Here is a 26491-nt window from a genome sequence, read left to right as displayed (position 1 = left end):
TGGAGGCGCGTATCAGGCGCCTTCAACGACCGAAAAGCCCTCGAATTGCGGGTGTCCGAGATAGTGCACCTTCGAGCCGCCGGCGTTACGATGGGCGGCGCCGAATTCTCGGATTTCGTCCACGCGATGAAATCCTCCTGGCTTGCCCAGACGGTGTGCGAGGCAAACAGCGTATAGCCCTCGGTCTCGTTGACCGGGCCGCGAAGCAAATGGAATTCCCTGAAACCCTGCATCTCGGAAAGGCTGGAATCGCGGTTCTTCCAGACGTCTTCGAAGGCTTCCTCAGAGCCGTTCTGGACCTTGAAGCGGTTCATGGCGATGTACATGGTTATCCTTTCATGCCGATGCCGAGGGCTGACGCGTTGGGTCGTCGCGTCTATTCAAAATGGGCCAATATTGATCTCGAACTCGAAACTTGGGCTTGCGGCCTGTGGCGGGATCGGAGGGAAGGGAGCCGCCTTGCGCACCATACCGAGCGCTGCCTTGTCGAAAACCGCCGAGCCTGAGCTTTCCAGAATCCGCAACGCATCCACGTTGCCCTTCGTGCCCACGACGAATGCGACTACCGCATTGTTACGCGCGGCCAGTTGCAAGGAAGGCGGAAGCGTCCGATTGACCTTGCCGAGTTTTGCGTAGACATCGCCGCGGTAGTTGTATTCCGCGTCGCTGCCTGCCTCTTTCTGTTTCTTGCCTTTGCTGGCTGTGTCTGCCAGCTGCTCCTGGCCATCCGCCGTGCCGCGCTTGTCGCCCGTTTCGCTCGCGGCTGCAGCCGGCGGTGTCGGTCTCTGGCTGGGAATTGGAGGTGGCGCACCGGCTATGGCCGACGTCTTCGGTATTTCGGGTTCAACTACCGGCTGTGCCGGCTTTCCGGTCTCTGCCGCAACGCTCCGATCGTCATCGCGAGCAGCTTCGCTCACCAATATGTCCGGCGTCCCGGAGGCTTGTGTTTGCGGTTCAGGCACAGGCGGCGTCACCTGTTCCCTGGTCGGCTTCGGTTGCTCGACAGGCGGTTTTGGCACGACTGCGATCTGCGCAGCTGGCTGCGGCGGGTGAGGCGGCGGAGCGGGACGAGGCGGCGTCGGCCTCGGCGGTTGTGGATCAGGTACCAGGGTCACGTTGGTCGCCTGGGGTTCGGGCTCAAGAGCGGTGCCGGCCACCATGTCACCGGCCTGATCGCTGCCTTCCGGCTGTGCCGTGTCCCTGAAGTCGAACATGCCCTTCGGCGAGATCAGAAAGCCTGCCGCGAGGCCGGCATGAAGAAGGCATGACACGATGATCGCCGCCGACCATTTGCCGTTGCCGGCCGATGGTTGCGTTTCAGCAAGAGGCTTGGCCGGGGCAATGGCCAGGTCGCTGTCGCTGTCGGGGAGGGGGCCGGTTTCCTGCATGTTGCAGAGCGGAAATTGCGGCTGCCGGCTCGGGCTTGTCAAATCAAGATCGATTGCGGCAAACAGCGGCATCCGGGCGCAGCCCGGCAGGCAGCGTGCGCTCTGTCCCGGGAAGACGGGATGCAGTCCCATGGCTTGTTCTCACACCCCGAAAGCGATACCGGTCTTGGTCGACGTCTTCAGGCCCCGCATGCAGGCCGCCGGCTCGACGCCGGTACCGGCGCATTCGGTGGCGCTGTTGATCAGCACGCGGATGAGCTTGCCGCAGTCCGCACCGGCAAGGTCGAAGCGCGTGACCTTGGTCTTGCCGGCCGGCAGGTCCTTGAAGTCGAGCACGGTGAGGCGATCGACGACACCGGCCTGATTGAACAGCGCGATCTCGAAAGCTGCTTTCGACAGGTCGGTTCCGAGCGGGTTTTTGACGACGAAGGTCAGCCGGCAGCCTTTTTCCGAAGGCTGCGCGGCGTTGAGTTCGAGACTCAATGCCGAATCTGGGGCCGAACCTGGGGCCTGAGCCGGCGCGGACTGCGCCCACGCCGGCGCCGCTGCAAGCGACATCACGAACGTCGAGGTCAGCAGACGAAAGGATGCCGTCGAGCATTTCATGTCTCTCTCAGCCTCCAAAGCGCATGGTTGCCGCGAGCTTCAGCGTGACGCCGGGCTCATACAGGACGGCGGTCGTGCTTCCGTTGAGCGGGTTGGTGTATTTGACGTCGAAGAGATTGTCGGCGCGGAAGTCGAGCTTGAGATTGTCGGTCGCCTGGTAGCTGGCGAAGGCGTTGACCAGCGTGAAGTCCTTGGCCACCGGATTGCCCTTCGGCTTGCCGTTGTACTGCACCTCGCCGCCGACCGTCAGCTTGTCCTCGAGGAAGCGCAGGCCAAGCTGCGCCGTCACCTGCGAGGAGGGGATGGTGGCCAGATCGGCCCGTGCGCCTTCGTAGGAGATGGTGTGGCCGTTGATGATGGAGGCCGATAGCCCGGCATAACCCCAGCCGGCGTCGTAGACGCTTTCCAGCTCGAAGCCGTCGATCTTGGCCTTGGCGAAGTTCTGGTACTGGAAGCAGATCGGAATGCCGGGGCCGAACGGGCAGCCGCTGGTCGGGTCGAAAGGCGAGAGCGTCACGCCGTCGATGTAATTGTCGACATTGTTGTTGAAGTAGGCAGCCTTCAGACGCAGCGCGTCACCGGCCTCGATGATGTCGTTCTGCTTGTAGTTGATGCCGAACTCGATCGTCTTGCCGGTCTCGGGCTTGAGGTTCGGGTTGGGCAGGAACGGGAAGCTGACGCCGGCCGGATGATTGCCGCTGATCAGGGTCTCGGTCAGCGAGGGCGAACGATAGCCTTCCGCGTAGGTGCCGTAGAACTGGAGCCCGGCCAGGCCGGCGCTTTCGAAGGGCGAGACGCCGACGGTGATGCGTGGCGAGACCCGATCGCCGGATGTCTCGTTCCTGGAGTCCTTCAGGCTGTAATTGTCGTAGCGCAGGCCGCCAATGATTTCGAGCCACTCCCAGGTCAGCTTGTCCTGGACGTAGGCGCCGGAGACGTTGCGCTTGCCGCCAGGCGTATAGAAGTTGTCGCCGCCGGCGCTGCCGCCGGTATCGACATCGTCGCCGACCCAGTCGCCGCCATAGGTCAGTTCATGCGCGATGCCGGAGGTCTCGAAGCGTGACGTGTTCCAGATGTCGAAGCCCGTCGTGCCGACATCGAAGGTCGACAGCGAGCCTGCCGGCAGCACCACCGGCAGGCCGGTGGTCGGGTCGAAACGGTTCTGCGAGCTCAGCGTGGTCAGATCGAGCAGGGTCTTGTTGTAGGAAGCGTTGATGTGGAGGTCGAGCCGGCTCCTGGCGTCGTCGGTGATGTTGTAGCGGCCGGTGAAGGTGTTCGACTTCAGATCGGCATCGTTCGCCGGCACGCTGCCACTGGTCTCCGTCCAGCCATCCTTGGAGCCGACCCAGCCAAGCTTCAGCTCGCTGTTGTCGGTCGGGCGAATGGTGGACTTGAGCATGCCGCTCAGCACGTCGAATCCGGTGCCGGCAACAGTGTCGCCGCCGCCATTCTTGTAGTTGTGGTAGTCGCGGTAGACGATGTTGCCGAGAACGTCCCAGTTCTCATTGATCTTGTAGGCGCCGGTGGCGCTGGTGGTCCAGCCCTTGCCGTTGCTCTCATAGCGGCCGGTCAGCGATCCGGCCCAGGTCTCGTCCGGCTCGAGGAAGTCCTCGGCGTCCTTGGTGTCGAAGAAGACGACGCCGCCGATGGCGCCGGAGCCATAGGTGTTGGCGGTCGGGCCGCGGATCACATCGACCGATTTGATGAGTTCGGGATCGACATAGAAGGTCGACTGGGTACCGTGGTCCGAGCGCTGGAAATCCTGCCTTGCACCATCGACGATCACCGCGACGCGGCCGAAATCCTGCAGGCCGCGGATGTTGATGCTGGAGCTCACGCGCCGCGCGTCGGCCTGCACGGCGACGCCGGGCACGCCGAGCAGCATTTCGTTCGGCGTCGTCGCCATGCGGCGGCCGAGCTGTTCCTGGTCGACATGGCTGGCCGAGGCCAGCGACTGGATCGCCGTTTCGCCGGTGCGGCTGATGACGAGGATCTTGTCGAGAAGGGTTTCGTCGCCGGAAGCCTTCTCGTCTTTTTTCTTCATCTGGTCGGCCTGCTGGCTGGCCGCCGGCTGCGCGGCTTGCTGCGCTTGTGCGACCGGCGTACTGAGCGCGATCGCCGCCGCTCCGGCCATCAATGCGGCGATTGCCTTTGCAATCGATCGGAAGCCCGGACCCGCGCTATCGCCCAGGCCCGTCCGTCCCCAAGTCATCAACCCCATGCCCCAACTCCAGATTTTCAGGCTCGTAGCTGGCTGGCTGGTGGCTCGCTCGCATTTTTGATCATGTCCGGCGTGTTAAATGTTGACTCATTTAGTCCGGTAATGCACTGACTAGTAAACATGACTATTCGAGTCAAGAATTGAATCGGCATTTACGAGGCGGCGGCCAAGGTGGCCGTCAGAGGAAAGGACCGACCCGATGAACACGCATAATCCCAACGACTTCCGCTATCGCGTCCGCCGTTCGGACGACACACAGATGCGGTACGAAAGGGTGCCGCTGGCGGTGAGGACGCTGTCCAGCAACACGCTGTTCCAGGGCGAGCACGAGATCGGCATCGAGCACCATGGCGCGCTCTATCGTTTGAAGATCACCCGCCAGGGCAAGCTGATCCTCAACAAGTGACCGGAATCGGCGGACGAGCAGACATCAGGCATTACAGGTGGACGACATGGATCAGCGCGTGAAGCCGTCGCCGGAGGAAATCCGGCGGGTGCGGGAAGAGAATCCGGAAATACGGGAACGCGATCTCGCCGCTCAACTGGGCATTTCGGAAGCGGAACTGGTCGCGGCGCATTGCGGCGTCAGCGCGGTGCGCGTCGAGCCGCGCGTCAACGACCTTCTCACCGGCCTCGAGGCGGTCGGCGAGGTGATGGCGTTGACGCGCAACGAAAGCGCCGTGCACGAAAAGATCGGCGTCTACGACAAGGTCGTCACCGGCAGTCACAACGCCATGGTGCTTGGCGAGAACATCGACCTGCGCATCTTCCCGAAAGTCTGGGCGCATGGCTTCGCCGTCGAGAAGCGCGACGATGGCGAGATCCGCCGCAGCCTGCAGTTCTTCGATGCGGCGGGCGAGGCGGTGCACAAGGTGCATCTGCGGCCGGCGTCGAACCTCTACGCCTACCAGAAGCTGGTGGCGGCCCTTGAATCGTCGAACCAGGAACCGACCGTCGCGATCCTCCCAAGCGCGGCGGAAGGAGAGGGCGAGGCACAGGGCTCAGTTGCCTCGATCGACGATCTGCGCGACCGCTGGAGCCGGATGACCGACGTGCATCAGTTCTTCGGCATGCTGAAGACGCTGAAGCTCAGCCGCCGCGAGGCGGTGCGCATGGTCGGCCAGGACTATGCCTGGCTGCTCGACAATGACGCGGTCGGCGCCATGTTCCATCACGCGGCGAAGGGCGAAATGCCGATTATGTGCTTCGTCGGCAATCGTGGCTGCATCCAGATCCATTCCGGCCCGATCAAGTCTGTGAAGCCGATGGGACCGTGGATCAACGTCCTTGACGAGACCTTCCACCTGCATCTCAGGACCGATCACATCCACGAAGTCTGGGGGGTGCGAAAGCCGACCAAGGATGGCCACGTCACCTCGCTCGAGGCTTACGACGCCAATGGCGGCATGATCATCCAGTTCTTCGGCAAGCGCCATGAAGGCGAGAGCGAGCGCGAGGACTGGCGGTTTCTCGCCGAGAACCTGCCGCGCATTCCCAATCCGACCGCTGCATAAGGCAAGACCCAATGCGTGTTTCTTTCAGTCTCCGCGCGGCGCTTGCGCCGATGCTGGGCGTTCTGCTTGCCGTTGTCGCGCTGCCGACCAGGGCCGAGGATGGAACGACCGTCTTTTCCGACACCTCGCGGATCGTCGCCATAGGCGGCTCGATCACCGAGATCGTCTACGCGCTTGGCGAGGAGGGGCGTCTCGTCGCCCGCGATTCGACCAGCAACTACCCCGAGGCGGCGGCGAAGTTGCCGGATGTCGGCTATATGCGCGCGCTTTCGCCGGAGGGTGTCCTGTCGGTCAATCCGACCGGAATCCTGGCGCTGCAGGGCAGCGGCCCGAAGGAAGCGGTCGATGTGTTGAAGAAATCGAGAGTGCCGTATATCGAAGTGCCGGATCACTTCAACCACGAAGGCATCCTCGAAAAGATCCGCGTCGTCGGCAAGACGCTGGGGGTCGATGCCAAGGCGGAGAAGCTTGCCGCGGAGACGGATGCCAAGCTGACGGCGGCCGAGAAGCAGACGGCGTCGATCAAGGATCGCAAGCGTGTGCTGTTCGTGCTCTCGACCCAGGGCGGCAAGATCCTCGCCGCCGGCAGCGGCACAGCGGCCGATGGCATCATCAAGCTCGCTGGCGCCGTCAACGCGGTCGAGGGCTTCTCCGGTTACAAGCCGATGACGGACGAGGCGATCGTCAGCGCCAAGCCGGATTTCATCCTGACGATGAAGGGCGGCGGACCGCCGATCTCGGAAGACGAGTTGTTCGCCAACCCGGCAATCGCCTCGACCCCGGCGGGCACGAACCGCAAGATGATCAGCATGTGGGGCGGCTACCTTCTCGGCTTCGGCCCGCGCACGGCGGAAGCCATCCACGATCTTGCCGTTTCGCTCTATGGCAACCAGGTCACGGACTGAGCGGCGAGATGGCCGAACAGTCTATTGCCGGCGCCGCGGGCAGGGCGATGGCAGCCGACGGCGACCGCTCGGTGCGGGCAAGGTCCGTCATCCTGCTGTTGTGCCTGGCGCTTGCGCTCTGCGTGTTCCTGTCGCTGACATCGGGCGCTTCCGATGCGTCGGCCGTTCGCGTCATTCGCGACTGGTTCATCGGCGCCGTGCCGGCCGATGCGGTGCTGGCCGCGCGCGACCAGCTGATCGTCTACGACATCCGCATGCCACGGGTGCTGCTCGGTGTGCTCATCGGCGCCGCACTCGCCGTTTGCGGGGCGGTGATGCAGGGGCTGTTCCGCAACCCGCTTGCCGATCCCGGCCTGATCGGCGTCTCCGCCGGCTCCGGCCTCGGCGCGGTGGCGATCATCGTTTTGGGCGCCACATGGCTTGCGCCGGTCACGCTGGCGCTTGGCGCTCTGGCGTTGCCGCTGGCAGCTTTCTCCGGCGGTCTAGCGGTGACGTTGCTGCTCTATGCCATAGCCACGCGCCAGGGGCGCACATCGGTCGCCACGATGCTGCTTGCCGGCATCGCCATCAGTGCTTTGGCCATGGCGCTCACCGGCGTTCTGATCTTCATGGCCGACGATCGGCAATTGCGCGACCTGACATTCTGGCAGCTCGGCTCGCTGGCCGGCGCGACATGGGCGAAGGTCAGCACCGTCGGGCCGGTGATCGTGTTGGCGTTGTCGGCGATGCCATTCCTGTCGCGCGGCCTCAACGCGCTGGCGCTCGGCGAAGCGACAGCGGGCCATCTCGGCATCCCGGTGCAGCGCTTGAAGTACATAGCCATCGTCGGCGTGTCGGCGGCGGTCGGCGCTTCGGTCGCGGTCAGCGGCGGCATCGGTTTCATCGGCATCGTCGTGCCGCATGTCCTGCGGCTCGCGATCGGCCCGGACAATCGCTATCTGCTGCCGGCCTCGGCCCTGCTCGGCGCCACGATGCTGCTTCTCGCCGACGCGGTCGCGCGCACCATTGTGGCGCCGGCCGAGCTGCCGATCGGCATCGTCACGGCGGTCGCCGGGGCGCCGTTCTTCCTGTGGATACTGCTGCGCAACCGCGGCATCGTCGATTTGTGAGCCTGCCATGATCGAAGCGCGCGACATCTCGGTGGCGATCGGCGGCAAGCGCATCGTGTCGCATGTCGATTTCGTTGCGCGACCCGGCGAGATGTCGGCCATCGTCGGACCGAACGGGTCGGGCAAGACGACCCTGCTCAAGGCGCTGACCGGCGAGCAGGCCTATACCGGGACGGTGACACTCAATGGCCGTGACCTCTCAGCCATGAAGCCGGTGGAGGCGGCAACGCTGCGCGCGGTGCTGCCGCAATCGACGGCGCTGTCCTTTCCCTTCACCGTGCGCGAGATCGTGCGGCTCGGCCTGATCGGCGGACGCTCGGGCGTGCTGCCCGGCGAGGATCAGCGCCTGCCGGAGCGGGCGCTGGCGCGCGTCGACCTCGATGGATTTGCCGGCCGTTTCTACCAGGAGCTTTCCGGCGGCGAGCAGCAGCGCGTGCAGCTTGCCCGCGTGCTGTGCCAGGTCTGGGCGCCGGTGCTCGAGGGCAGGCCGCGCTTTCTTTTCCTCGACGAGCCGGTCTCCAGCCTCGACGTCAAGCATCAGCTCATCATCATGAACATCGCGCGCGATTTCGCTCGGCGCGGCGGCGGCGTGGTGGCGATCCTGCACGACCTCAATTTGACCGCCATGTATGCCGATCGCATTTTCGTGCTGCATCGTGGCCAACTGGCCGCCTCGGGCGCACCGATGGACGTGCTCAATGATAAGCTGATCGAGAGGGTTTTCGACTGCCACCTGAAGGTCGGCGCGCTGCCTACGGGCAGCGTGCCATTTGTTTTGCCGCAATCGGCTGCCTAAGCCGACGATGTTTCCGGCGAGGCGGCGTGCAGGTTCACGCCGCAGGGGCGCGCTGCTCCAGAAGGTCGATGCCGAGGAGATGGCGCACGTTCGGCCGCGCCGCGACGAGGTCGGCGATCGTGTAGCGGGACAGCACGGCGAAGAAGGCGTTGAGCGCCTCGCGCAGCGCCGAATTCAGGGCGCAGCTGTCGACCAGCGGGCATTCCGCCGCGTCATTCTCGAAGCATTCGGCCATCGCAAAACTCTCTTCGGTTACGCGCACGACATCGAACAGGTTGATCTGCTCGGCCGGACGACCCAGGCGTACGCCGCCATTGCGGCCGCGAACGGTCTCTACCAGGCCGGCCTCGACCAGCGGCTGCAGGATCTTGAACAGGAACAATTCCGACACTGAATAAGCGGCCGCGATCTCGGGGATGCGGCTCAGCCTCTCGGTATTCGCGGCGCAATACATCAGGATGCGCATCGCATAATTGGTCTGGCGCGTGAGCCGCATGGTGTCCTCGCGAAAATATTAGCTTGTGCCGGAATATGGCCCATAGTTTGGAACTATTCCAGACTGGACAGCCACATAGCTGAATAATCGTGTCAACTTTTTGTGCATGCCGGCGCTTATGGCGATCCGATACGCGCCTTTGCGCTTCGAGCGAGCGTTTCGCGGGCGTAGACCCTAGATAGGTGCAAGTGCAAACAGGAAACGGCCTTTCCATGTCACAGTCAGCTCCGGCTCTCGCGTCGGTTCGATTCGACGCCGACGCGCAGGCGAAGCTCTCGGCATTGCGGCGGACCAAATTCATCGCCGCCGCCGCGCTCGCGTTTTGCATTCTCGTGTTTGCGCTGGCGAAGTCGTTCCAGGCCACCTATTCGTGGCTTGGCTTCGTCGCGGCTTTCGCCGAGGCGGCGACCATCGGCGGCATCGCCGACTGGTATGCCGTGGTGGCGCTGTTTCGGCGGCCGCTCGGGCTACCGATCCCGCACACCGCCATCATCCCGGAGAACCAGCACCGCATCGCCGACAATCTCGGCCGCTTCATCGAGGCCAATTTCCTGGCGCCGGATCCGGTGCGCGAAAAGCTGGCCGAGGCCGACTTCGCCGCTCTGGTCGCCGACTGGCTGGCCGATGCCGAACGCGCCGCCGACCTGTCGCGATTCGTCGCGCGGCTGGTGCCGCAGACGCTGACGGCGGTGGAGCAGTCCGGTCTGCGCGACTTCGTCACCAGCCGCATGCTGGAGCAGGTCGAGAAAGTGCCGCTGGCGCCGCTCGCGGCAGACCTTCTGTCGGCGCTGACCGACGATCGCCGACACCAGAAGCTGTTCGACGAGTTCACTCGGGTCGTCGGGCGTTTCCTCAATGACGAGCAGGCGCTGGCGACGATGCGCGAAAAGATCCGCGAGGAATTGCCGTCGCTGTTCAACCTGTTCCGCGCCGATGCCTATCTGTTGAAGAAGATCGTCGCTTCGGCCGGATCATTGCTCGAGGAGGTGCGGGCCGATCCCGATCATCCAATGCGCGCCGAATTCGACCGCTTCACGCTTGGCTTCATCGAGCGGCTAAGGACGTCGAAGCAGTATGCAAGGCGCGCCGAGAAGCTGAAGCGCGATTTTCTCGGCCGCCCGGAGGTGAGGGCGCTGGCCGGTGATGCGTGGATAAGCCTTCGCCTGTTCATCGAGCAGGACGTCAACGCTTCGAACTCCATGATCCGCGAGCACCTCGCCAACATGTTCGTCGAGATCGGCCGGCATCTGGCTGACGATGCCCATATCAGGGCCGACATGAACCAGGGCTTCGTCGTGGCGCTGGCCTCGTTCGTCGAGAGCCAGAAGAGCGGGGTGTCGAAATTCATCGCCGATCAGGTCAAGCGCTGGGACCTGGCGCAACTGACGCGGCTGATCGAGATGAACATCGGCAAGGACCTGCAATATATCCGTTTCAACGGCATGATCATCGGCGGGCTTGCAGGCCTGGCGCTCTATACGGCGGAGCGGCTGTTTCTCGTCAATTGACGCCGGCACACGGCGCACTATTCTCCCTAGAGCGGTTCGCCGTTTCCGTGAAACGGTGAACCGCTCTATCTCTTTGCTTTACGCAATTCCGGGCGGAAAACCGTAAACACATTTCCTGGGATTGCTCTTGGGGACGCCGCGAACGCGGCAAAACGGGAGGCATAGCATGGCAAAACAACCGGAATCCGACTCGTTCCTCGACATGTTCAGCAGGTTCGGCCGCGACCTCAAGCTGCCGCATGTCGATGTCCAGGCGATCCTCGATCATCATCGCAAGAACCTGGAGGCGCTGGAAAAGTCGGCAAGGACGAGTGCGGCCGGTGCCTCCTCGGTGCTGGCGAGGCAGCATGAGATGGTGCAGAACGCCATGCACGAGGTCACCCGGATGGCGCAGAACTATCAGACGCCCGGCAATCCGCAGGAGCTGATGACCAAGCAGGCAGAATTTGCCCGCAGGTCGTTCGAGACGACGCTGAAGAATGCCAGCGAAGTGGCTGATCTCGTGCGGAAATCCAGCACCGAATCGGTCGAGATCCTGCGCGACCGGATCAGGGATGCGATGGCGGAAATCCGCGCCGGATACGAGAAGAAATAGACTGGCCGGCATTCCTGGCTTGCAATTCAGGTCGCGCTGATATGCAACCGGCTTGTGCGCCGCGCGTTCTGGCTCGCCGCGAAAGCATCAACTCTACCGGCGAAAATAGCGCGGCCACGAATTGACAAAGGCCGCCGCTTCATGGTCGGGAGACATGAGGGAGTGATGGGAAGGCAGGAATGACGGAGACACGGCCGAAAACGCCGCCGACCTTCGAACAGTTGCGCACGATGTCCGGACAGGAGCTCGGCGTGTCCGGCTGGACGACGGTCGATCAGGTGCGTATCGACCAGTTCGCCGAGTGCACGGGCGACCATCAGTGGATCCATGTCGATCCCGAGCGGGCAAAACGGCAGAGCCCGTTCCGTACCACTATCGCGCATGGCTATCTGACCCTGTCGATCATCGGGGCGCTGGCGCTGGAGATGGGCATCGTGCCGGAAAACACCCAGGCCGCCTTCAACTACGGCTTCGACAAGGTGCGCTTCCTGGCGCCGGTCAAGGCCGGCGCGCGCATCCGGCTGCGGACCACGCTGCTTTCCATGGAGGACCGCGGTCCCGGCCAGTACCTGATGAAGGCGGCCAACACCGTCGAGATCGAAGGCGAGCAGAAGCCGGCGCTGACCGCCGAGACGCTGGTGATGATGTATGAGCGCCGCAAGCGGGCAGGGGCTTAGAGGCCGTTTGGAAATTCTACTCCGGCGGCCATCTGGTGGCGTTTTCTGCGCTTCCGGTGCTCACGGACGCAGAGTCCGCTCCGCTCCGGTTCTCGAAACCCCCACCATATGACTCGCCAGAGCGAATTTCGAAACGGCCTCTCGGCTGTAGTCACCCTTGATAGCCAAGGCAGATCGCGCCCAGCGCGACGACGCCGCAGGCCGCGATGCGCTTCGGCGTCAGCGCCTCCCCAAGGAACAGCCGTCCGATCAGCGCGGCGAAAACCACGCTCGTCTCGCGGATGGCCGTGATCGGACCGGCCGGCCCGAGCGCAAAGGCCGCGACCACGGCGCCATAGGCAATCAGCGCGAAAATCCCGCCGCCAATCGCCTTAAGCGCGTCGGGCGAGCGAAAGTCCACCGTGAGCTTGCCGCGGCAGCCGATGAAGGTGACCGGCAGTAGCAAACCGTAGATCAAAAGCACCCACGCCGTGTAGGCGCCTGAGCTCTCTGCCAATCGCACGCCGATGGCGTCGACCGTCGCATAGGCCGCGATGATTGCGCCAGTGACGAGCGCTAAGAGGATCGATGTCGTCGCCGCGCGCCCTTTGCCGAGCGAAAGGCTCATGATGCCGAACGCGGCAAGAATGACGCCAAGGGTTTGGTGAGTGCTCAGACGCTCGCCCGCCAGAACGAAACCGCCAAGCGTCACCAGAAGTGGCACGGAACCGCGAACGATCGGGTAGACCTGCCCCAATTCACCGTAACGGTAGGCTGCCACCAGAAAGAGGCTGTAGCCGACCTGAAGGCAGGCCGATAGCAAGATGTAGGGCCAGGCCGACGCCTCCGGCAAGGGATGGAAGATCGCCAGCGGAATGGCGACGATCGTCGCCGAAAAGCTCATGACGGTGACGGTCCAAAGCCTGTCGCTGCCGGTTCGCAGAAAGGCATTCCAGCCGGCATGCAGTATCGCGGCGAACAGTGCCAGGCCGATGACTGTCGCGCTCATTGCCGTCTCTCCGGCGTGGCGAGAATGGCCATTGCCGCCTTGCGGGCGTCGCGAATGGCGGCGTCGGGCTGTCTCATCCGGGCAATCATCGTCGCGCCTTCGAGTAGCATCAGCAGGGCGGCGGAAACGCTATCGGCGTCGTCGGCGGGCATCATCTCTTCGAGGATCAGCCGCATGCGATGCTTCAGGCTGCCTTTCTGCCGGGCGGCCGCCTGGAAGACCGGATGCGCCGGATCGCCGAACTCTGCCAGGGCATGAGCGAACAGGCAGCCGTGGAAGTCGGCGCTTTCGAACCAGCGGCCGTACCAGTCGAAGATCTTGCCTATCTTCTGCGCGGGCGTTGCTGCCCGTTCGGCGAGGCGGTCGAGCTGACGATCGAAGCGCGCGGCCCGATAGGCCAGGACCTCGACCATTAAATCGTCCTTGCTGGGAAAGTGCCGGTACATGGTCATCTTGGCCACGTCGGCTTCGGCGATGATGCGGTCGATGCCTGTGGCATGGAAGCCAACCCGCTTGAACAGCGCATAGGCCGTTTCAACGATGTGCTGGCGCTTGTCGATCTTGATGGGTTCGGTCATGACATTATCAGTAGTGAGACAGGTCTGTCTTTTTAATTGCGGGGCGAATGCATGTCAATTGCCAGCTACTTGACAGACAGGGTGCTGCAGCCGTTTGGGCAACCAGCCGTCGCGCCTATGCGGCTTTGCGACGGGACGACGTCATCGCTTGCTCGAGGGCTCTGAAAATACGTGCATCCCCGCATTGGGCGACGTTGAAGCGCATGAAGCGGCCGGCGGTGTGCGACAGGCTGAAGGCGTTGCCGGGCGCCAATACGACATTGTCCGAGAGCGCATGGCGCGCGACATCGGCGGCGTCGATGCCGTCGGGCAGACGGCACCACAGGAACATGCCGGCCGGCTGGTCGATCCACGGCGCAACGCCCATCGCCTTCAACCTGCCGGCCGTCTCGGCCATGGCGCGCGATAGGCGGGTGCGCAGCTGCTCGATATGTTTGCGGTAGCTGCCGTCCTTCAACAGCGTCAGCACCAATTCCGAGGACAGCCGGGTACCTCCGAAAGTCGTGGCGATCTTGAGATCGGTCAGGCCTTCCATCCAGTCGGGTGGTGCTGCGATGAAACCGCAGCGTACCGAGGCCGACAGGGTCTTGGAGAACGAGCCGATCTGAACGACGCGCTGCAGCCCGTCGAAGGCCGCGAGCCTTGGGGCAGAGCTATGCTCGAAGTCGGCGAAGATGTCGTCCTCGACGATGGTGAGTTCCGCTTGATCGGCGAGTTTCAGCAGCTTATGCGCGGTCACCGGCGACAGGATCGCGCCGGTCGGGTTGTGGATGCCGGAGTTGGTGATGTAGAGGCGCGGCCGGTGCTCGGCGAGCGCCTCGGCGAAGAGTTCGATGTCCGGCCCTGAAGGCGTGTAGGGCACCCCGACCACCTTGGCCTGATGAGCGCGCAGCAGCGCGTGGAAATTGAAATAGCAGGGATCGTCGACCAGGACCGCATCGCCGGGCTCGAGCAGGAAGCGGCATAGAAGGTCGATGGCCTGAGTGCCGCAATCGGTCAGCATGATCTGTTCGGGCGAGGCTTCGATGCCGTGCTCGGCCAGGCGTCGCGCCAGCAATTGGCGCAGCGGCGGCAAGCCGAGCGGCGTGCCGTAATCGGCGAGTACTGCGTCATCGGCGCGGGCAGCCGTTCTCAGCGCCCGGCGCAAGGCTGCCTGCGGCATCCAGGATGCCGGCAGCCAGCCGCAGCCGGGTTTGAGCATCTCCTCGCCGGCTTCCAGCGACTGCCGCGATACCCAGAGCGGGTCGACGGCCCGATCGAGCTTGGGACCGATCTCGGCCAGCGACAGCGGCGCAAGCTGCCCGGCGGCGTAGAAACCGGAGCCCGGCCGCGAACGGATCGTACCTTCCGCCGCAAGACGGTCATAGGCTTCGACCACGGTGGACTTCGAGACCTGCAGGGACTTGGCCAGCGCCCGGATCGACGGCAGGCGCGCTCCCGGCGTCAGCGTGCGCGCGGCAATGCGGTGGCGGATCGTCGCCATCACGCTCTCGACCAGCGTGCGCGCGCCGTCGATATCAAGAGGGGTATCCGCCATCCGTACTGCTCGCAATGCCATTACAGTTTTGCGAAATTGTATTCCATTGTCTCTGGCGAGACCATAGGCCTCCAGCCGATAGAGAGCTAAACGACGGAGCCTCGAATGGACAAGACTGCGAGCGGCTGGCTGAACGGCTTCATTGGCGTGCTGATCTTCAGCGGCTCGCTGCCGGCAACGCATGTGGCGGTGGCGGATTTCGATCCGACATTCCTGACGTCGGCTCGCGCGGCGATTGCCGGCCTGCTCGGAATTGCGATGCTGCTGGTGTTCCGCCAGAAGCGTCCGGAGCGCGGCGATCTCGCTTCGCTGGTGGTCGTGGCGCTGGGCGTCGTCGTCGGCTTTCCGCTGCTGACGGCGCTGGCGCTGAAGCATGTCACCACCGCGCATTCCATCATCTTCGTCGGCCTGCTGCCGCTGGCGACGGCGATCTTCGGCGTGCTGCGCGGCGGCGACCGTCCCCGACCGGCCTTCTGGCTGTTTTCCTGCATCGGCAGCGCTTTGGTCGCGGGCTTTGCCCTGTCGCAAGGCGTGACCGCGTCACCGGTCGGCGACGGCCTGATGCTGGGCGCTATCATCGTCTGCGGGCTGGGCTATGCGGAGGGGGCCGCGCTGTCGCGCCGGCTCGGCGGCTGGCAGGTGATCTGCTGGGCGCTGGCGCTGTCGCTGCCGGTCATGCTGGCGCTCACATTCGCGACGCTGCCGTCCTCCTTCGCCGGCGTCGGCTCCGGCGCGTGGATCGGCCTCGGCTATGTCTCGCTGTTCAGCATGCTGATCGGCTTCATCTTCTGGTATCGCGGCCTCGCGCAAGGCGGCATCGCCGCCGTCGGGCAGCTGCAACTGCTGCAGCCTTTCTTCGGCCTGGCGCTGGCGGCGAGCCTGCTGCACGAAAAGGTCAGCCCGATGATGGTGGTCGTCACGCTGGGTGTCGTGGCCTGCGTGTTCGGTGCGAAGAAATTTGCGCGGTAGGCGCGCCTGATTTGCTTTGACGCAATTCCGGACGGAAAACCGTTTCACACTTTTCCTGGAATTGCTCAGAACTTCGTCACCACCCCGATCCCAATCCCCTCGAAGCCGCCCATCGCCATCAGCGCCGCCGGCGCTTCCTCGAGGCTGATCTTCTTGCCGACCAGAAGTTCGGGCTTCAGCTTGCCGGTGCGGATCATCTCCATCATCGCGCTGTAGCGATAAGCCTGCATGCCGTGGCTGCCGAGGATTTCGAGCTCGAAGGCGATCACCTTATCCATCGGCACTTGCGGGCGGGCATGCTCGCCGAGCATCAGCCCGACCTGAACGTGGCGGCCGCGCCGGCGCAGATTGGCGATCGAGTTGAACGAGGTCGTCGGGTGCCCAAGCGCGTCCATCGACATATGCGCGCCGCCATTGGTGATCTGCTTGACCGCCTTGATCACGTTGGGCGTGGTCGAGGCGTTGATCGTCGCCACCGCGCCGATCTTCCTGGCGAATTCCAGCTTCTCGTCGGTGAGGTCGATGGCAATCACATTGGCGCCCATGGCGCTGGCGATCATGATCGCCGACAGGCCGACGCCGCCGCAGCCATGCACAGCCACCCATTCCCCGGGCGTCACCCGGCCCTGGTCCACGATGGCGCGAAACGAGGTGACGAAACGGCAGCCAAGGCTGGCGGCGGTGGCGAATTCCATTTCCTCGGGCAGGCGCACCAGATTGGTGTCGGCATGCTCGATGCCGACATATTCGGCGAACGAGCCCCATCCGGTGAAGCCCGGCTGCGTCTGGTGCTCGCAGACCTGATGATTGCCGGAGGTGCATTCGAAGCAGCGTCCGCAGCCGACGGCGAACGGTACGGTGACACGGTCGCCGGCCTTCCAGCGGCTGACCTGCTTGCCGGCGGCGACGACGACGCCCGCCAGCTCATGACCGGGGACGTGCGGCAGCGTGATGCCGTCGTCATGACCCATCCAGCCGTGCCAGTCGCTGCGGCAAAGGCCGGTCGCCTCGACCTTGATGACGACGCCATCGGCGGCCGGCTTCGGATCGCGCACGGTCTGGATGGTCGGCGCCTCACCGAATTTCTCGAAGACGACGGCTTTCATCGGCAAACTCCCACTACTGACGCGTTTTGAGGTGACGATAGCCGATTCCACTGCCGGTTGACCGGAAATCGTTTCTGCCAGTGCTGACGGCGCTCGCGTTCTGGGGCCGAGACGTTGCGGGTGGGCGGCTAAGCTGGTCTATTCGGCATCGATCTGGTTCTGCGGCGCAGCCTTCTGGAACGCCGGCAGCGCCATGCAGGCGGCATTGATGCGTGCGATCACCGGATAGGGCGCCATATCGACGCCGAAGCGGGCATTGTTGGCGACCTGCGCGGCGAGGCAGATATCGGCCAGCCCCGGCGCTTCGCCGTGGCAGAACGCGCCGGTCTCGGGCGAGGAGGCGAGAATCTTCTCAAGCGGTTTGAAACCTTCGTTCACCCAGTGCCGGAACCAATTGACGACATCCTCGTCGCCGGCGCCGAACAAGCTGCGCAGCGAGGTGAGCACGCGCAGATTGTTCACGGGGTGGATGTCGCAGGCGATCATTTGCGCCAGCATGCGGACACGGGCGCGGCCCAGCGCATCCCTGGGCAGCAGCGGCGGCTCGGGCGCGATCTCGTCGAGATATTCGATGATCGCCAGCGACTGGGTCAGCAGCCTGCCGTCGTCGAGCACAAGCGCCGGCACCAGACCTTGCGGATTGACCGCGAGATAGGCGGGCTCGAGATGCTCGCCGTGGCGCAGATGATGCGGCACATAGGTGTAGTCCAGCCCCTTCACCGCAAGCGCGATCCGCACCCGGTATGAGGTGGAGGAGCGGTAGTAGTTGTGCAGGACGAGATCGCTCATGCCCTTGGCTGTCCGATCGCCACCTCGATCGCGCCGATGCCGTCGACGCCGCCGGTGATTTTTTCTCCCGCCTGGACCGCGCCGACGCCGGCCGGCGTGCCGGTGAAGATCAGGTCGCCGGGCTGAAGCTCCACCGCCTCGCTGCAGATCGCTACGATGTCGGCGATCGGCCAGATCAGCTCGGCAAGGTCGCCGTCCTGTTTCGCTGCGCCGTTGACCGCGAGCCAGATGCGGCCTTTCTCCGGATGCCCCGTTTTCGCAGCCGGAACCAGCGGACCGCAGGGCGCGGACTGGTCGAACGCCTTCGACCAGTCCCAGGGACGCGCCGCCTTCTTGGCCTGATCCTGGAGGTCGCGGCGGGTCAGGTCGATGCCGACGCCATAGCCCCAGACATGGGCCAGCGCGTCTCCGCGCGGGATGCGGAAGCCGGCCTTGCCGATGGCGACGACCAGCTCGATCTCGTGATGCAGGTTCGCAGTCAGCGGCGGGTACGGGATCTCGGTGCCGCTGTCGATCACCGCGTCGGCGGGCTTGGTGAAGAAGAAGGGCGGGTCGCGCTCGTCATTGCCGAGCTCGCGCGCGTGTGCTGCGTAATTGCGGCCGACGCAGAAGATGCGGCGCACGGCAAAGCGCTCCGCCGAACCGGCGATGGCGACCGAGGCGATCGGCGGCGGTGGGAGGACGTAATCTGTCATTTCAGTCTCTGCTGTGGGCTACGAAGTCACCCGCACCTTCGACCGATTTCGACGCCTGGGCAAGGCGCTGCACCGACGAAAACACGGCCCTGCCGCTTCGGCGGCAACATCGCTTGTCATTGGGCGATGTACTATTTGGCAATAATCTGGACACCTTCAGGGGACTATCCTCTAGCCACCGAAACCGAACCGATGCCCGAACCCCTTTCATGACCGCCCCCAGCGATCGCGCCCGCTTCCTGATCATCGACGACCACCCGCTGTTTCGCGAGGCGCTGCACAGCGCCGTGCAGATGGCTTATCCGGATGTCGATACGGTCGAGGCGCGCTCGATCGCCGAGGCGCTGGAACTGCTTTCCGGCACAAAGCCGTTCGATCTGGCGCTGCTCGATCTGAGCATGCCCGACGTGCATGGCTTCGAAGGCCTGCTGCAGCTCAGGACCCGCTATCCGCGCCTCCCGGTGGTGATCGTGTCCGGCTATGAGGAGCCGAAGATCATTTCCGAGGCGCTTTCCTATGGCGCTGCCGGCTTCATCCCGAAATCAGCGAGGAAGAGCGATCTCGCCGCTGCCATCCGCTCGGTGATGGACGGCGCGGTCTATGTGCCGGAGAACTACGAGGGCCAGCCGCCGGACCCCGACAGCACCGACCGCGCCGACATGGTGCAGCGCCTGGCCAGGCTGACGCCGCAGCAATTGCGCGTGCTGCAGATGCTGCGCCAGGGCATGCTGAACAAGCAGATCGCCTATGAGCTGCAGGTGGGCGAGACGACGGTGAAGGCGCATGTCTCGGAGATTTTGCGCAAGCTCAACGTCTATAGCCGCACGCAAGCGGTGATCGAGGTGTCGAAGCTCGACAATGCGGAGTTGTTTCGGGATCAGGCGGGGTTTTGAGTTCTTCCGTGGTGCCCAGTCTCAAGGCGCCACATCGGCCCGCATAAGCGTTACTCGTCTTATCCTGTCGGCGTCAGGCTCGTATTCGACGTGTATCGACTGGCGGCCGTCGTCATATCGGTCCCAGGATCCATACTCGCCTAGAATGGGATCGTTATACGGCTTGCCACTTTTCGAGGGCGTGCCAAGGAAGCCATTCACTTCTTGGCGGTTGCACGAAAAGGAAATGCCGCCAAGAAATTGTCCGAAATCATCGGATGCGACGAATATGGTTGCTATTGTTTCATGCCTGTCGCACATAAAGGAGAAGTTATTCCGGTCGGCAACATAGTTTATTTCGATGTCAGGAAGATCGTCATCGACGGTTCGCTTGAAGTGCCAAGTGTTGAATGGCGGCAAGGTTAGTAGATCAGAAGCGGGTCTTCCCAGATAATCAAGAAAACGCATCGTCCTTCCTCTAGGCCAACAAATGCGCCAGCAGCGCCCTTAACTGCGCCGGCTTCAGCGGCTTGCGCATCAGCTCGATGCCGGCGGCGCGCGCGGCCTTGGCGACGGGTTCGGAGCCGTCGGCGGTGACGATCAGGGCCGGCACGGGACGGCCGAGATAGTCGCGCACTTCGGCGATGGTCGCGGTGCCGAGGTCGCCGCCGTCGAGGTGCTGGTCGGCGATGACGATGTCGGGCACCCAGGCGGTGTCGCCCAAAAGGTCCAGCGCGTCGTCGGTCGAGGTCGCGGCGCGGACCAGGCACTGCCAGCGCTCGAGCAGCGAGGTCATGGCGGAGAGCACGTCGGCGTCGTTCTCGACCAGCAGCACCTTGGTGCCGAACAGGCCGTAGCCGCGCGGGCGGTCCATGTCGGCGGCGACCGCTGCCGGCTCGGCCGCGGCCATGCCGACCGGCACGTCGATGTGGAAGATGGTGCCCCGCCCGACTTTCGAGGAGAAGGTGACCGGGTGACCGAGCGCGGCCGCCATGCGGCGCACGATGGCGAGGCCGAGGCCGAGCCCGCCGGCGAGGCCGGTATCGGCAAGCGTCGCGGTACCGCGGTGGAATTCCTCGAACACCGCCTCGCGCTGGTCCTCGGGAATGCCGCAGCCGGTGTCGGCGACATCGATGCGGATGGTGTCGCCGCGATGCCTGGTGCCGACCAGCACGCCGCCGGAGCGGGTGTAGCGCAGTGCATTGGAGAGGATGTTCTGCAGGATGCGGCGCAACAGCGTGCGGTCGGAGCGCACGACGACGTTGACCGGTCGGAATTTCAGCGACAGGCCCTTCTTTTGCGCCTCGGGCAGGAAGTCCGAGCGCAGCGAGGAAAACAGCGTCTCCAGGCTGACGTCGCCGGTTTCGGGCTGCACCACGCCGGCGTCGAGCTTGGAGATGTCGAGCAGCGTGCGCAGCAGGTCTTCCATCGTCTCCAGCGAGCGCTCGACCTGGCGCACCAGTTTTTTGCCCTCCTCGCTGGTCTGGACCTCGGCCAGCGCCGAGACCGACAGATGCGCGGCGTTGAGCGGCTGCAGCACGTCGTGGCTGGCGGCGGCGAGGAACCTGGTCTTGGAGAGGTTCGCCAGTTCGGCGCTCTCCTTGGCGGCGCTCAAGTCGATGTTCGACTGTTCCAGACGGCGCAGCGTGGCGTGCAATTCCTCGGTGCGGTTGCGCACCCGGTTTTCCAGCGAAATGGCGGCCTGGAACAGCGTGAAGGCGTTGCCCTGCTGGTCCATCGAGCGCTCGACGCGGCTGACCAGCGCCGCGTTGATCTTCTTCAACCGTTCGATGTCGTTGATGTCGCGGAGCGGCATCTGGCTCACTCGGCCGCCTGGCGTTCGCCGAAGGCGATGCCGGTGAAAGTCTGGTTGAGATGCATCGAGCGATACTGCTCGCCATAGGTGCCGAAGCCGATGACCTTGTTGGTCCGGTAAAGCTCGGAGATATCGCGGAAAACCTGGCGGTTGCGGGCGTCGAGTCGGCGCAGCACGCAGTCGAAGCCGAGGATCATGTCGATACCGCCGAGCCTGTGCTCGACATCCTGGAGAGCGTTGCGCGTCGCTTCCACCATGTTCTTGGGCTGTGCGATGGACAGCACCACGCCGTCATCGATGGCGCAGAAGAAGGACAGCGAGCCGTCGGGATGCATCCGCTGGATCGAGCGGCAGTAATACTCGCCGCCGACCTTCACCACGACGGGGTGCGACGCAAAGCTCAGCGGCGTCAGCGTCTGCGGCACGATGCCGACGGAGGCCGCATATTCCTCCGCCGCGTTGGTGGCGTTGAATTCGCGCACGACGCGATGATCCGGATCGGACGCCGTCACCACCAGCTTCTCGTCGGTCGGAATGAAATTATCCGTCTTGAAGACGTGGAAGGGGATCTCAGTGGCGACCAGCACGACGATGGCGCTGTCGGACGCGACCTTGCCGTTGGCGATCAGCCTGGTCGTCTCGAATTTCAGGTCGTCGCCGGCCGAGCCGCCGATCAGCGGAATGTCGTCCAGCCCCCAATGGATGGCCGACGTCACCGCTTCCTCGGCGTAGGACAGCCCGTCGATGAAGCAGAGCGCGAATATGTTCTTGGCCCGGTCATGGCCGGCGCGGCCGCGCAGCAGGCGCCGCAAAGCCGCGACCTCGCCGGTGATCCTGTCCATGCCGGACGAGGAAAGCTTTTCGACCATGGTGGAGACGGTCGAAAACGATGCCGACGGCAAAAGCAGGGCAAGGATATGCCCTTCCTCCAGTCCCTGCGGCGTGATTTCGCCGGCGGTCGAGCAGCCGGCATAGGCAAGCGACGGCGCATGCAGTTTAAGCGCCTGCGCCAGCGCTCCGGCGTCAACCAGGCTCTGCGAGAAGAACAGCAGCGCGAAGCCGGCGTCGACGATTGCGGCTTCGGCAGCGATGGCCCGGGCAAAGGCGTTCGGGTCGGGCTCATCCGTGGTGAGCGCCGAAAGGCCCGATGCATAGCGTGTGCTCGAACTGGCCAGCCGCCTTCTCCGCAATTTCCTCCAACGCTTTTATACGAGTCTTTTCTTATTTTGCGCGTGTCTTTTCTTATGCGTGTCAGCCGCGCTGCGTCGAAAGCATTTTTGCCGTCAATCCCTGATTTGGCAATGGGCCGGGCGGCGCGCTCAACAGCCCGCCGGCCATGACCGAAAGTACAAGGGGCGGAGCGCTGGCAGCGCTGTTTTGCGCGTTGTACGGTATCCGAATAACGCACTGCCGAAGCACAGGCACGGCACCGGCAAGGCGATAACCAAGGTTGATACCCAGGGAGGTTGCATGTCGGACGTGTCGTTGACTGTGAATGGGAAACGGGTCAGCGGGAGCGTCGAAGACCGAACGCTGCTGGTGCATTTCCTCAGGGAAAATCTCGGTCTCACCGGAACGCATGTCGGTTGCGATACCTCGCAATGCGGCACCTGCGTCGTCCATGTCGACGGCCGGGCGGTTAAGTCCTGCACCATGCTGGCCGCGCAGGCCTCGGGCTCGACCATCGTCACCATCGAAGGGCTGGCCAACGGCGCCGAGCTGCATCCTGTACAGGCCGCGTTCAAGGAGCATCACGGGCTGCAATGCGGCTTCTGCACGCCTGGCATGATCATGGCGGCGACCGACATGATCGCGCGTCACCCGCAAGGCCTCGACGAGGCGACGGTGCGCGCCGAGCTCGACGGCAATATCTGCCGCTGCACGGGCTACCACAACATCGTCAAGGCGATCCTCGCGGCATCGCAGGCTATGTCGAAGGGCGCCAAGGGCAAGGCGAAACAGGCGGCTTAGGGTGAATAGTGAATGGTGAATAGTGTGTAGGCTGGCGGCGGCTCCTGCTCCATTTCGACCATTCACCAATTCACCATTCTCTATTCACACCGAATTCCGGGAGGAATTTCCTATGGGTATCGAAGGCGTCGGCGCCCGCGTGGCGCGCAAGGAAGACAAGAGGTTCATCACCGGCGGCGGCCGCTATGTCGACGACATGGTGGTTCCCGGCATGAAGCATGCCGTGTTCGTGCGCAGCCCGCACGCGCATGCGCAGATCAAGAAGATCGACGTGAAGAAGGCGCAAGCCATGCCTGGCGTCATCGGCGTCTTGACCGGCAAGGAGCTCAAGGCCGATGGCATCGGCAATCTGATCTGCGGCTGGATGATCCACTCCAAGGACGGCTCGCCGATGAAGATGGGCGCCTGGTCGCCTTTGGCCGTCGACAAGGTGCGCTATGTCGGCGACGCGGTCGTCATCGTGGTCGCCGACACCAAGGGCCAGGCGCGCGACGCGGCGGAAGCGGTCGAGATCACCTACAAGGAACTGAAGGCCGTGGTCGACGCCACCAAGGCGATCCAGGCCGGCGCGCCGCAGATTCATGCCGAGTCCGACAACAATCTGATCTTTGACTGGGAGATCGGCGACGGCAAGGCGACCGACGCGGCGATCAAGTCGGCCGCGCATGTCACGCGCATGAAGATCGTCAATAACCGGCTGGTGCCCAACGCCATGGAGCCGCGCGCGGCTCTTGGCCATTACGACAAGGCCGAGGACCACTATACCTGCTGGACGACGTCGCAGAACCCACATGTCGCGCGGCTGGTGATGAGCGCCTTCTACAATGTCGCGCCGGAAAACAAGCTGCGCGTGATCGCGCCCGATGTCGGCGGCGGCTTCGGCTCGAAGATCTACATCTATCCGGAAGAGATCGTCTGCCTGTGGGCCTCGAAGAAGACCGGCGTGCCGGTCAAATGGGTGGCCGACCGTACCGAGAGCTTCCTTTCGGACGCGCATGGCCGCGATCATGTCTCGACGGTGGAGATGGCCTTCGACAAGGACAACCGCATCACTGGTCTCAAGGTCGACACGATCGCCAATCTCGGCGCCTACATGTCGTTGTTCTCGTCCTGCGTGCCGACCTATCTCTACGCCACGCTGCTGTCGGGCCAGTACAACATCCCGGCGATCCACGCCAATGTGCGCACCGTCTACACCAACACCGCGCCCGTCGATGCCTATCGCGGGGCAGGGCGGCCGGAGGCGACCTATCTTCTGGAGCGCACGATGGAGACCGCCGCGCGCGAACTCGGCGTGTCGCCGGCGGAGCTGAGGCGCCGGAACTTCATCACGTCCTTCCCGCACCAGACGCCGGTGATCATGAACTATGACGCCGGCGATTATAATGCCTCGCTCGATGCGGCCATGAAAGCATCCGACTATGCCGGCTTCACCAGGCGCAAGGCGGATGCCGCCAAGCGCGGCAAGCTGCGCGGTATCGGCATGAGCTGCTACATCGAGGCCTGCGGCATCGCGCCGTCAGCGGCGGTCGGCTCGCTCGGCGCCGGCGTCGGCCTGTGGGAATCGGCGGAGGTGCGGGTGAACGCTGTCGGCACCATCGAGGTGCTGACCGGCTCGCACAGCCATGGCCAGGGCCATGAGACGACCTTCGCGCAGCTGGTCAACCAGCGCTTCGGCGTGCCGATCGATTCGGTTTCGATCGTCCACGGCGACACCGACAAGGTGCAGATGGGCATGGGCACTTACGGCTCGCGCTCGGGCGCCGTCGGCATGTCGGCCATCGCCAAGGCCCTCGACAAGGTGGAGGCCAAGGCCAAGAAGATCGCGGCGCATCTGCTCGAAGCCGACGAGGGCGACATCGTCATCGAAAACGGCGAGGTCAAGGTCGCCGGCACCGACAAGAGCCTGCCCTGGTTCCAGGTGGCGCTTGCCGCCTATACGGCCCACAATCTGCCGGCCGGCATGGAGCCGGGCTTGAAGGAAACCGCCTTCTACGATCCGGCGAACTTCACCTTCCCGGCGGGCTGCTACATCAGCGAGGTGGAAATCGATCCGGAGACGGGTGTCACCGACATCATCCAGTTCGTCGCGGCGGATGATTTCGGCAACATCATCAACCCGATGATCGTCGAAGGCCAGGTGCATGGCGGCATCGCGCAAGGCATCGGCCAGGCGCTGCTCGAAGGGGCGCATTATGACGGAAGCGGGCAGCTGCTGACCGCAAGCTACATGGATTACACCATGCCGCGCGCGGGTGACCTGCCGTCGTTCAAGGTCTCGACCTCGAACACGCCGTGTCCCAGCAATCCGCTCGGCATCAAGGGCTGCGGCGAGGCCGGCGCGATCGGCTCGCCGCCGGCGATCATCAATGCCATCACCGATGCGCTCGGCGTCGTCGACATCGCCATGCCGGCGTCGCCGTCGACCGTATGGTCGGCCATCCGCGCCAAGAAGCACTGAGGAGGAGCGATCATGTATTCAGTCAACTATCACCGCGCCGTCTCGGTGGCCGACGCCGCCAAGCTGTTGAAGAACGGCGATGCCAAGCTGCTCTCCGGCGGCATGACCTTGATCCCCGCCATGAAGACGCGGCTCGCGGCGCCGTCTGACCTCGTCGACGTGTCACGGCTGAAGGACCTGCAGGGCATCAAAGTGTCCGGCAAGACGGTCACCATCGGTGCAGCGACCACGCATTACGACGTCTCGGCCGACGACAAGTTGAGGAAGGCCTGCCCGGCGCTCGCGCATATGGCATCGCTGATCGGCGACCCGGCAGTGCGCTACAAAGGCACGATCGGCGGTTCGATCGCCAACAACGATCCGGCGGCCGATTATCCGGCGGCGTTGCTGGCGCTTGGCGCGACGATCATCACCAACAAGCGCGAGATCGCAGCGGACAAGTTCTTCAAGGGCCTGTTCGAGACGGCGCTGAAAGAGGGCGAGATCATCACGGCGGTGAGCTTCACCGCTCCGGCCAAGGCGGCCTACGAAAAATTCCGCAACCCGGCCTCGCGCTACGCCATCGTCGGCGTGTTCGTGACCAAGGGCAAGGATGGGGTGAGGGCCGCGGTGACCGGGGCCGGCGAGGACGGGGTCTTCCGCTCCAGGGAAATCGAGGCGGCGCTGGCGAAGGCTTTCGACGCTTCGGCGCTCGGCGGCATCAAGGTGCCGGCAAAGGGGCTGATGAGCGATATCCACGCCTCGGCCGACTACCGCGCCAATCTCATCGCGGTGATGGCCAAGCGCGCGGTGGCCGCGGCCAACGCCTGAACGCTCAGTTTGGAGTGACATAGTTCCGGACGGAAAACTTTTCCTGGAATTGCTCTGATGTTGAAGGAAGGGGCCGTCGCGGCC

26 protein-coding genes and 1 pseudogene are annotated in these 26491 nt (G+C 64.0%); 13 read left to right on the top strand and 14 right to left on the bottom strand.

What is annotated here, in order from left to right:
* Window positions 1–12 precede the first annotated feature (12 nt).
* From hmuQ to DPM33_RS19765, 4 genes and pseudogenes are all read right to left on the bottom strand, one after another.
* Window positions 13–326 (bottom strand): annotated as a pseudogene (gene hmuQ / locus DPM33_RS19780) (heme-degrading protein HmuQ).
* A 54-nt stretch (window positions 327–380) separates the two neighbouring features.
* Complete coding sequence (locus DPM33_RS19775; RefSeq protein ID WP_245442261.1) at window positions 381–1460, bottom strand: energy transducer TonB family protein; 1080 nt, start codon at window positions 1458–1460, stop codon at window positions 381–383.
* A gap of 69 nt (window positions 1461–1529) precedes the next feature.
* Window positions 1530–1994 (bottom strand): hypothetical protein, encoded by a 465-nt coding sequence (locus DPM33_RS19770; protein WP_112099111.1) that lies wholly within the window; start codon window positions 1992–1994, stop codon window positions 1530–1532.
* 7 nt (window positions 1995–2001) lie between these two features.
* Window positions 2002–4215 carry a TonB-dependent hemoglobin/transferrin/lactoferrin family receptor gene (locus DPM33_RS19765; RefSeq protein ID WP_167449144.1) on the bottom strand — a complete coding sequence of 738 codons (2214 nt, stop codon included), beginning with the start codon at window positions 4213–4215 and terminating at the stop codon, window positions 2002–2004.
* Between the two features lie 199 nt (window positions 4216–4414).
* On the opposite strand from DPM33_RS19765, the gene hemP reads away from it, so the two are divergent.
* The 5 genes from hemP to DPM33_RS19740 are packed head-to-tail and all read left to right on the top strand — an operon-like array spanning window position 4415 to window position 8539.
* On the top strand, window positions 4415–4621 hold the full coding sequence (gene hemP, locus DPM33_RS19760) for a hemin uptake protein HemP (RefSeq protein WP_112099110.1): 207 nt from the start codon (window positions 4415–4417) through the stop codon (window positions 4619–4621).
* Between the two features lie 46 nt (window positions 4622–4667).
* Window positions 4668–5729, top strand: coding sequence for a hemin-degrading factor (locus tag DPM33_RS19755; protein WP_112099109.1), 1062 nt, complete (start codon window positions 4668–4670; stop codon window positions 5727–5729).
* A gap of 11 nt (window positions 5730–5740) precedes the next feature.
* Window positions 5741–6634, top strand: a complete 894-nt coding sequence (locus DPM33_RS19750) for a heme/hemin ABC transporter substrate-binding protein (RefSeq protein WP_112099108.1) — start codon at window positions 5741–5743, stop codon at window positions 6632–6634.
* A gap of 8 nt (window positions 6635–6642) precedes the next feature.
* A complete protein-coding gene (locus tag DPM33_RS19745; RefSeq protein ID WP_112099107.1) occupies window positions 6643–7743 on the top strand; it encodes a FecCD family ABC transporter permease in 1101 nt (366 codons plus the stop codon).
* A gap of 7 nt (window positions 7744–7750) precedes the next feature.
* Window positions 7751–8539 carry a heme ABC transporter ATP-binding protein gene (locus DPM33_RS19740; protein WP_112099106.1) on the top strand — a complete coding sequence of 263 codons (789 nt, stop codon included), beginning with the start codon at window positions 7751–7753 and terminating at the stop codon, window positions 8537–8539.
* 34 nt (window positions 8540–8573) lie between these two features.
* On the opposite strand, the gene rirA is transcribed toward DPM33_RS19740, so the two are convergent.
* Window positions 8574–9035, bottom strand: a complete 462-nt coding sequence (rirA, locus tag DPM33_RS19735) for an iron-responsive transcriptional regulator RirA (RefSeq protein WP_112099105.1) — start codon at window positions 9033–9035, stop codon at window positions 8574–8576.
* Window positions 9036–9247: 212 nt separating this feature from the next.
* Between rirA and DPM33_RS19730 the strand changes: the two genes are divergently transcribed.
* The 3 genes from DPM33_RS19730 (at window position 9248) to DPM33_RS19720 (ending at window position 11815) form a co-directional block, all read left to right on the top strand.
* Window positions 9248–10543, top strand: a complete 1296-nt coding sequence (locus DPM33_RS19730; RefSeq protein ID WP_112099104.1) for a DUF445 domain-containing protein — start codon at window positions 9248–9250, stop codon at window positions 10541–10543.
* Window positions 10544–10709: 166 nt separating this feature from the next.
* Window positions 10710–11138, top strand: a complete 429-nt coding sequence (locus DPM33_RS19725; protein WP_112099103.1) for a phasin family protein — start codon at window positions 10710–10712, stop codon at window positions 11136–11138.
* 179 nt (window positions 11139–11317) lie between these two features.
* Window positions 11318–11815, top strand: coding sequence for a MaoC family dehydratase (locus tag DPM33_RS19720; protein ID WP_112099102.1), 498 nt, complete (start codon window positions 11318–11320; stop codon window positions 11813–11815).
* Between the two features lie 151 nt (window positions 11816–11966).
* Here DPM33_RS19720 and DPM33_RS19715 read toward each other — a convergent pair whose 3' ends face one another.
* The 3 genes from DPM33_RS19715 to DPM33_RS19705 all read right to left on the bottom strand — a co-directional run bounded on the left by DPM33_RS19715 (window position 11967) and on the right by DPM33_RS19705 (window position 14918).
* Window positions 11967–12803, bottom strand: coding sequence for an EamA family transporter (locus DPM33_RS19715; protein ID WP_112099101.1), 837 nt, complete (start codon window positions 12801–12803; stop codon window positions 11967–11969).
* Window positions 12800–13381, bottom strand: coding sequence for a TetR/AcrR family transcriptional regulator (locus DPM33_RS19710; RefSeq protein ID WP_112099100.1), 582 nt, complete (start codon window positions 13379–13381; stop codon window positions 12800–12802). The genes DPM33_RS19715 and DPM33_RS19710 overlap by 4 nt, the downstream gene beginning before the upstream one ends.
* A 115-nt stretch (window positions 13382–13496) precedes the next feature.
* Window positions 13497–14918, bottom strand: coding sequence for an aminotransferase-like domain-containing protein (locus DPM33_RS19705; protein WP_112099099.1), 1422 nt, complete (start codon window positions 14916–14918; stop codon window positions 13497–13499).
* A gap of 105 nt (window positions 14919–15023) precedes the next feature.
* Here DPM33_RS19705 and DPM33_RS19700 point away from each other — a divergent pair, with 105 nt between their 5' ends.
* The gene (locus tag DPM33_RS19700; protein WP_112099098.1) at window positions 15024–15887 is read left to right on the top strand and encodes a DMT family transporter; all 864 of its coding nucleotides are present in this window, start codon (window positions 15024–15026) and stop codon (window positions 15885–15887) included.
* Window positions 15888–15952: 65 nt separating this feature from the next.
* Here DPM33_RS19700 and DPM33_RS19695 read toward each other — a convergent pair whose 3' ends face one another.
* From DPM33_RS19695 to DPM33_RS19685, 3 genes are all read right to left on the bottom strand, one after another.
* Entirely contained in the window at window positions 15953–16993 is a 1041-nt protein-coding gene (locus tag DPM33_RS19695; protein WP_112099097.1) for a zinc-dependent alcohol dehydrogenase family protein, read from the bottom strand.
* A gap of 138 nt (window positions 16994–17131) precedes the next feature.
* Window positions 17132–17782: a maleylacetoacetate isomerase gene (gene maiA, locus DPM33_RS19690; RefSeq protein ID WP_112099096.1), complete on the bottom strand. Its 651-nt coding sequence runs from the start codon at window positions 17780–17782 to the stop codon at window positions 17132–17134.
* A complete protein-coding gene (locus DPM33_RS19685; protein ID WP_112099095.1) occupies window positions 17779–18477 on the bottom strand; it encodes a fumarylacetoacetate hydrolase family protein in 699 nt (232 codons plus the stop codon). Before DPM33_RS19685 ends, maiA begins: the two co-directional genes overlap by 4 nt.
* Window positions 18478–18686: 209 nt before the next feature.
* On the opposite strand from DPM33_RS19685, the gene DPM33_RS19680 reads away from it, so the two are divergent.
* On the top strand, window positions 18687–19370 hold the full coding sequence (locus DPM33_RS19680) for a response regulator (RefSeq protein WP_112099094.1): 684 nt from the start codon (window positions 18687–18689) through the stop codon (window positions 19368–19370).
* Between the two features lie 21 nt (window positions 19371–19391).
* On the opposite strand, the gene DPM33_RS19675 is transcribed toward DPM33_RS19680, so the two are convergent.
* Genes DPM33_RS19675 through DPM33_RS19665 form a run of 3 tightly spaced genes read right to left on the bottom strand, consistent with a single transcriptional unit; the run spans window position 19392 to window position 22355 of the window.
* Complete coding sequence (locus DPM33_RS19675) at window positions 19392–19817, bottom strand: hypothetical protein (RefSeq protein WP_146770291.1); 426 nt, start codon at window positions 19815–19817, stop codon at window positions 19392–19394.
* 10 nt (window positions 19818–19827) lie between these two features.
* Window positions 19828–21165, bottom strand: coding sequence for an ATP-binding response regulator (locus DPM33_RS19670; RefSeq protein ID WP_112099092.1), 1338 nt, complete (start codon window positions 21163–21165; stop codon window positions 19828–19830).
* A gap of 5 nt (window positions 21166–21170) precedes the next feature.
* A complete protein-coding gene (locus tag DPM33_RS19665) occupies window positions 21171–22355 on the bottom strand; it encodes an FIST signal transduction protein (RefSeq protein WP_245442258.1) in 1185 nt (394 codons plus the stop codon).
* 280 nt (window positions 22356–22635) lie between these two features.
* Here DPM33_RS19665 and DPM33_RS19660 point away from each other — a divergent pair, with 280 nt between their 5' ends.
* The 3 genes from DPM33_RS19660 (at window position 22636) to DPM33_RS19650 (ending at window position 26407) form a co-directional block, all read left to right on the top strand.
* Entirely contained in the window at window positions 22636–23136 is a 501-nt protein-coding gene (locus DPM33_RS19660; protein WP_112099091.1) for a (2Fe-2S)-binding protein, read from the top strand.
* A gap of 112 nt (window positions 23137–23248) precedes the next feature.
* Window positions 23249–25597, top strand: coding sequence for a xanthine dehydrogenase family protein molybdopterin-binding subunit (locus DPM33_RS19655; protein ID WP_112099090.1), 2349 nt, complete (start codon window positions 23249–23251; stop codon window positions 25595–25597).
* A gap of 12 nt (window positions 25598–25609) precedes the next feature.
* On the top strand, window positions 25610–26407 hold the full coding sequence (locus DPM33_RS19650; RefSeq protein WP_112099089.1) for an FAD binding domain-containing protein: 798 nt from the start codon (window positions 25610–25612) through the stop codon (window positions 26405–26407).
* Window positions 26408–26491: the final 84 nt, after the last annotated feature.

Source organism: Mesorhizobium hawassense (genome assembly GCF_003289945.1).
GTDB lineage: Bacteria > Pseudomonadota > Alphaproteobacteria > Rhizobiales > Rhizobiaceae > Mesorhizobium > Mesorhizobium hawassense.
The sequence above is the reverse complement of the archived record's forward strand: the minus strand, read 5'-3'. Positions and strand labels throughout refer to the sequence as shown.

What these genes read in the sequence shown, in the direction of transcription:
- DPM33_RS19775 (WP_245442261.1), bottom strand. Translation starts at nt 1,460, where the DNA reads ATGCCGCTGTTTGCCGCAATCGATCTTGATTTGACAAGCCCGAGCCGG.
- DPM33_RS19770 (WP_112099111.1), bottom strand. Translation starts at nt 1,994, where the DNA reads ATGAAATGCTCGACGGCATCCTTTCGTCTGCTGACCTCGACGTTCGTG.
- DPM33_RS19765 (WP_167449144.1), bottom strand. Translation starts at nt 4,215, where the DNA reads ATGGGGTTGATGACTTGGGGACGGACGGGCCTGGGCGATAGCGCGGGT.
- hemP (WP_112099110.1), top strand. Translation starts at nt 4,415, where the DNA reads ATGAACACGCATAATCCCAACGACTTCCGCTATCGCGTCCGCCGTTCG.
- DPM33_RS19755 (WP_112099109.1), top strand. Translation starts at nt 4,668, where the DNA reads ATGGATCAGCGCGTGAAGCCGTCGCCGGAGGAAATCCGGCGGGTGCGG.
- DPM33_RS19750 (WP_112099108.1), top strand. Translation starts at nt 5,741, where the DNA reads ATGCGTGTTTCTTTCAGTCTCCGCGCGGCGCTTGCGCCGATGCTGGGC.
- DPM33_RS19745 (WP_112099107.1), top strand. Translation starts at nt 6,643, where the DNA reads ATGGCCGAACAGTCTATTGCCGGCGCCGCGGGCAGGGCGATGGCAGCC.
- DPM33_RS19740 (WP_112099106.1), top strand. Translation starts at nt 7,751, where the DNA reads ATGATCGAAGCGCGCGACATCTCGGTGGCGATCGGCGGCAAGCGCATC.
- rirA (WP_112099105.1), bottom strand. Translation starts at nt 9,035, where the DNA reads ATGCGGCTCACGCGCCAGACCAATTATGCGATGCGCATCCTGATGTAT.
- DPM33_RS19730 (WP_112099104.1), top strand. Translation starts at nt 9,248, where the DNA reads ATGTCACAGTCAGCTCCGGCTCTCGCGTCGGTTCGATTCGACGCCGAC.
- DPM33_RS19725 (WP_112099103.1), top strand. Translation starts at nt 10,710, where the DNA reads ATGGCAAAACAACCGGAATCCGACTCGTTCCTCGACATGTTCAGCAGG.
- DPM33_RS19720 (WP_112099102.1), top strand. Translation starts at nt 11,318, where the DNA reads ATGACGGAGACACGGCCGAAAACGCCGCCGACCTTCGAACAGTTGCGC.
- DPM33_RS19715 (WP_112099101.1), bottom strand. Translation starts at nt 12,803, where the DNA reads ATGAGCGCGACAGTCATCGGCCTGGCACTGTTCGCCGCGATACTGCAT.
- DPM33_RS19710 (WP_112099100.1), bottom strand. Translation starts at nt 13,381, where the DNA reads ATGACCGAACCCATCAAGATCGACAAGCGCCAGCACATCGTTGAAACG.
- DPM33_RS19705 (WP_112099099.1), bottom strand. Translation starts at nt 14,918, where the DNA reads ATGGCGGATACCCCTCTTGATATCGACGGCGCGCGCACGCTGGTCGAG.
- DPM33_RS19700 (WP_112099098.1), top strand. Translation starts at nt 15,024, where the DNA reads ATGGACAAGACTGCGAGCGGCTGGCTGAACGGCTTCATTGGCGTGCTG.
- DPM33_RS19695 (WP_112099097.1), bottom strand. Translation starts at nt 16,993, where the DNA reads ATGAAAGCCGTCGTCTTCGAGAAATTCGGTGAGGCGCCGACCATCCAG.
- maiA (WP_112099096.1), bottom strand. Translation starts at nt 17,782, where the DNA reads ATGAGCGATCTCGTCCTGCACAACTACTACCGCTCCTCCACCTCATAC.
- DPM33_RS19685 (WP_112099095.1), bottom strand. Translation starts at nt 18,477, where the DNA reads ATGACAGATTACGTCCTCCCACCGCCGCCGATCGCCTCGGTCGCCATC.
- DPM33_RS19680 (WP_112099094.1), top strand. Translation starts at nt 18,687, where the DNA reads ATGACCGCCCCCAGCGATCGCGCCCGCTTCCTGATCATCGACGACCAC.
- DPM33_RS19675 (WP_146770291.1), bottom strand. Translation starts at nt 19,817, where the DNA reads ATGCGTTTTCTTGATTATCTGGGAAGACCCGCTTCTGATCTACTAACC.
- DPM33_RS19670 (WP_112099092.1), bottom strand. Translation starts at nt 21,165, where the DNA reads ATGCCGCTCCGCGACATCAACGACATCGAACGGTTGAAGAAGATCAAC.
- DPM33_RS19660 (WP_112099091.1), top strand. Translation starts at nt 22,636, where the DNA reads ATGTCGGACGTGTCGTTGACTGTGAATGGGAAACGGGTCAGCGGGAGC.
- DPM33_RS19655 (WP_112099090.1), top strand. Translation starts at nt 23,249, where the DNA reads ATGGGTATCGAAGGCGTCGGCGCCCGCGTGGCGCGCAAGGAAGACAAG.
- DPM33_RS19650 (WP_112099089.1), top strand. Translation starts at nt 25,610, where the DNA reads ATGTATTCAGTCAACTATCACCGCGCCGTCTCGGTGGCCGACGCCGCC.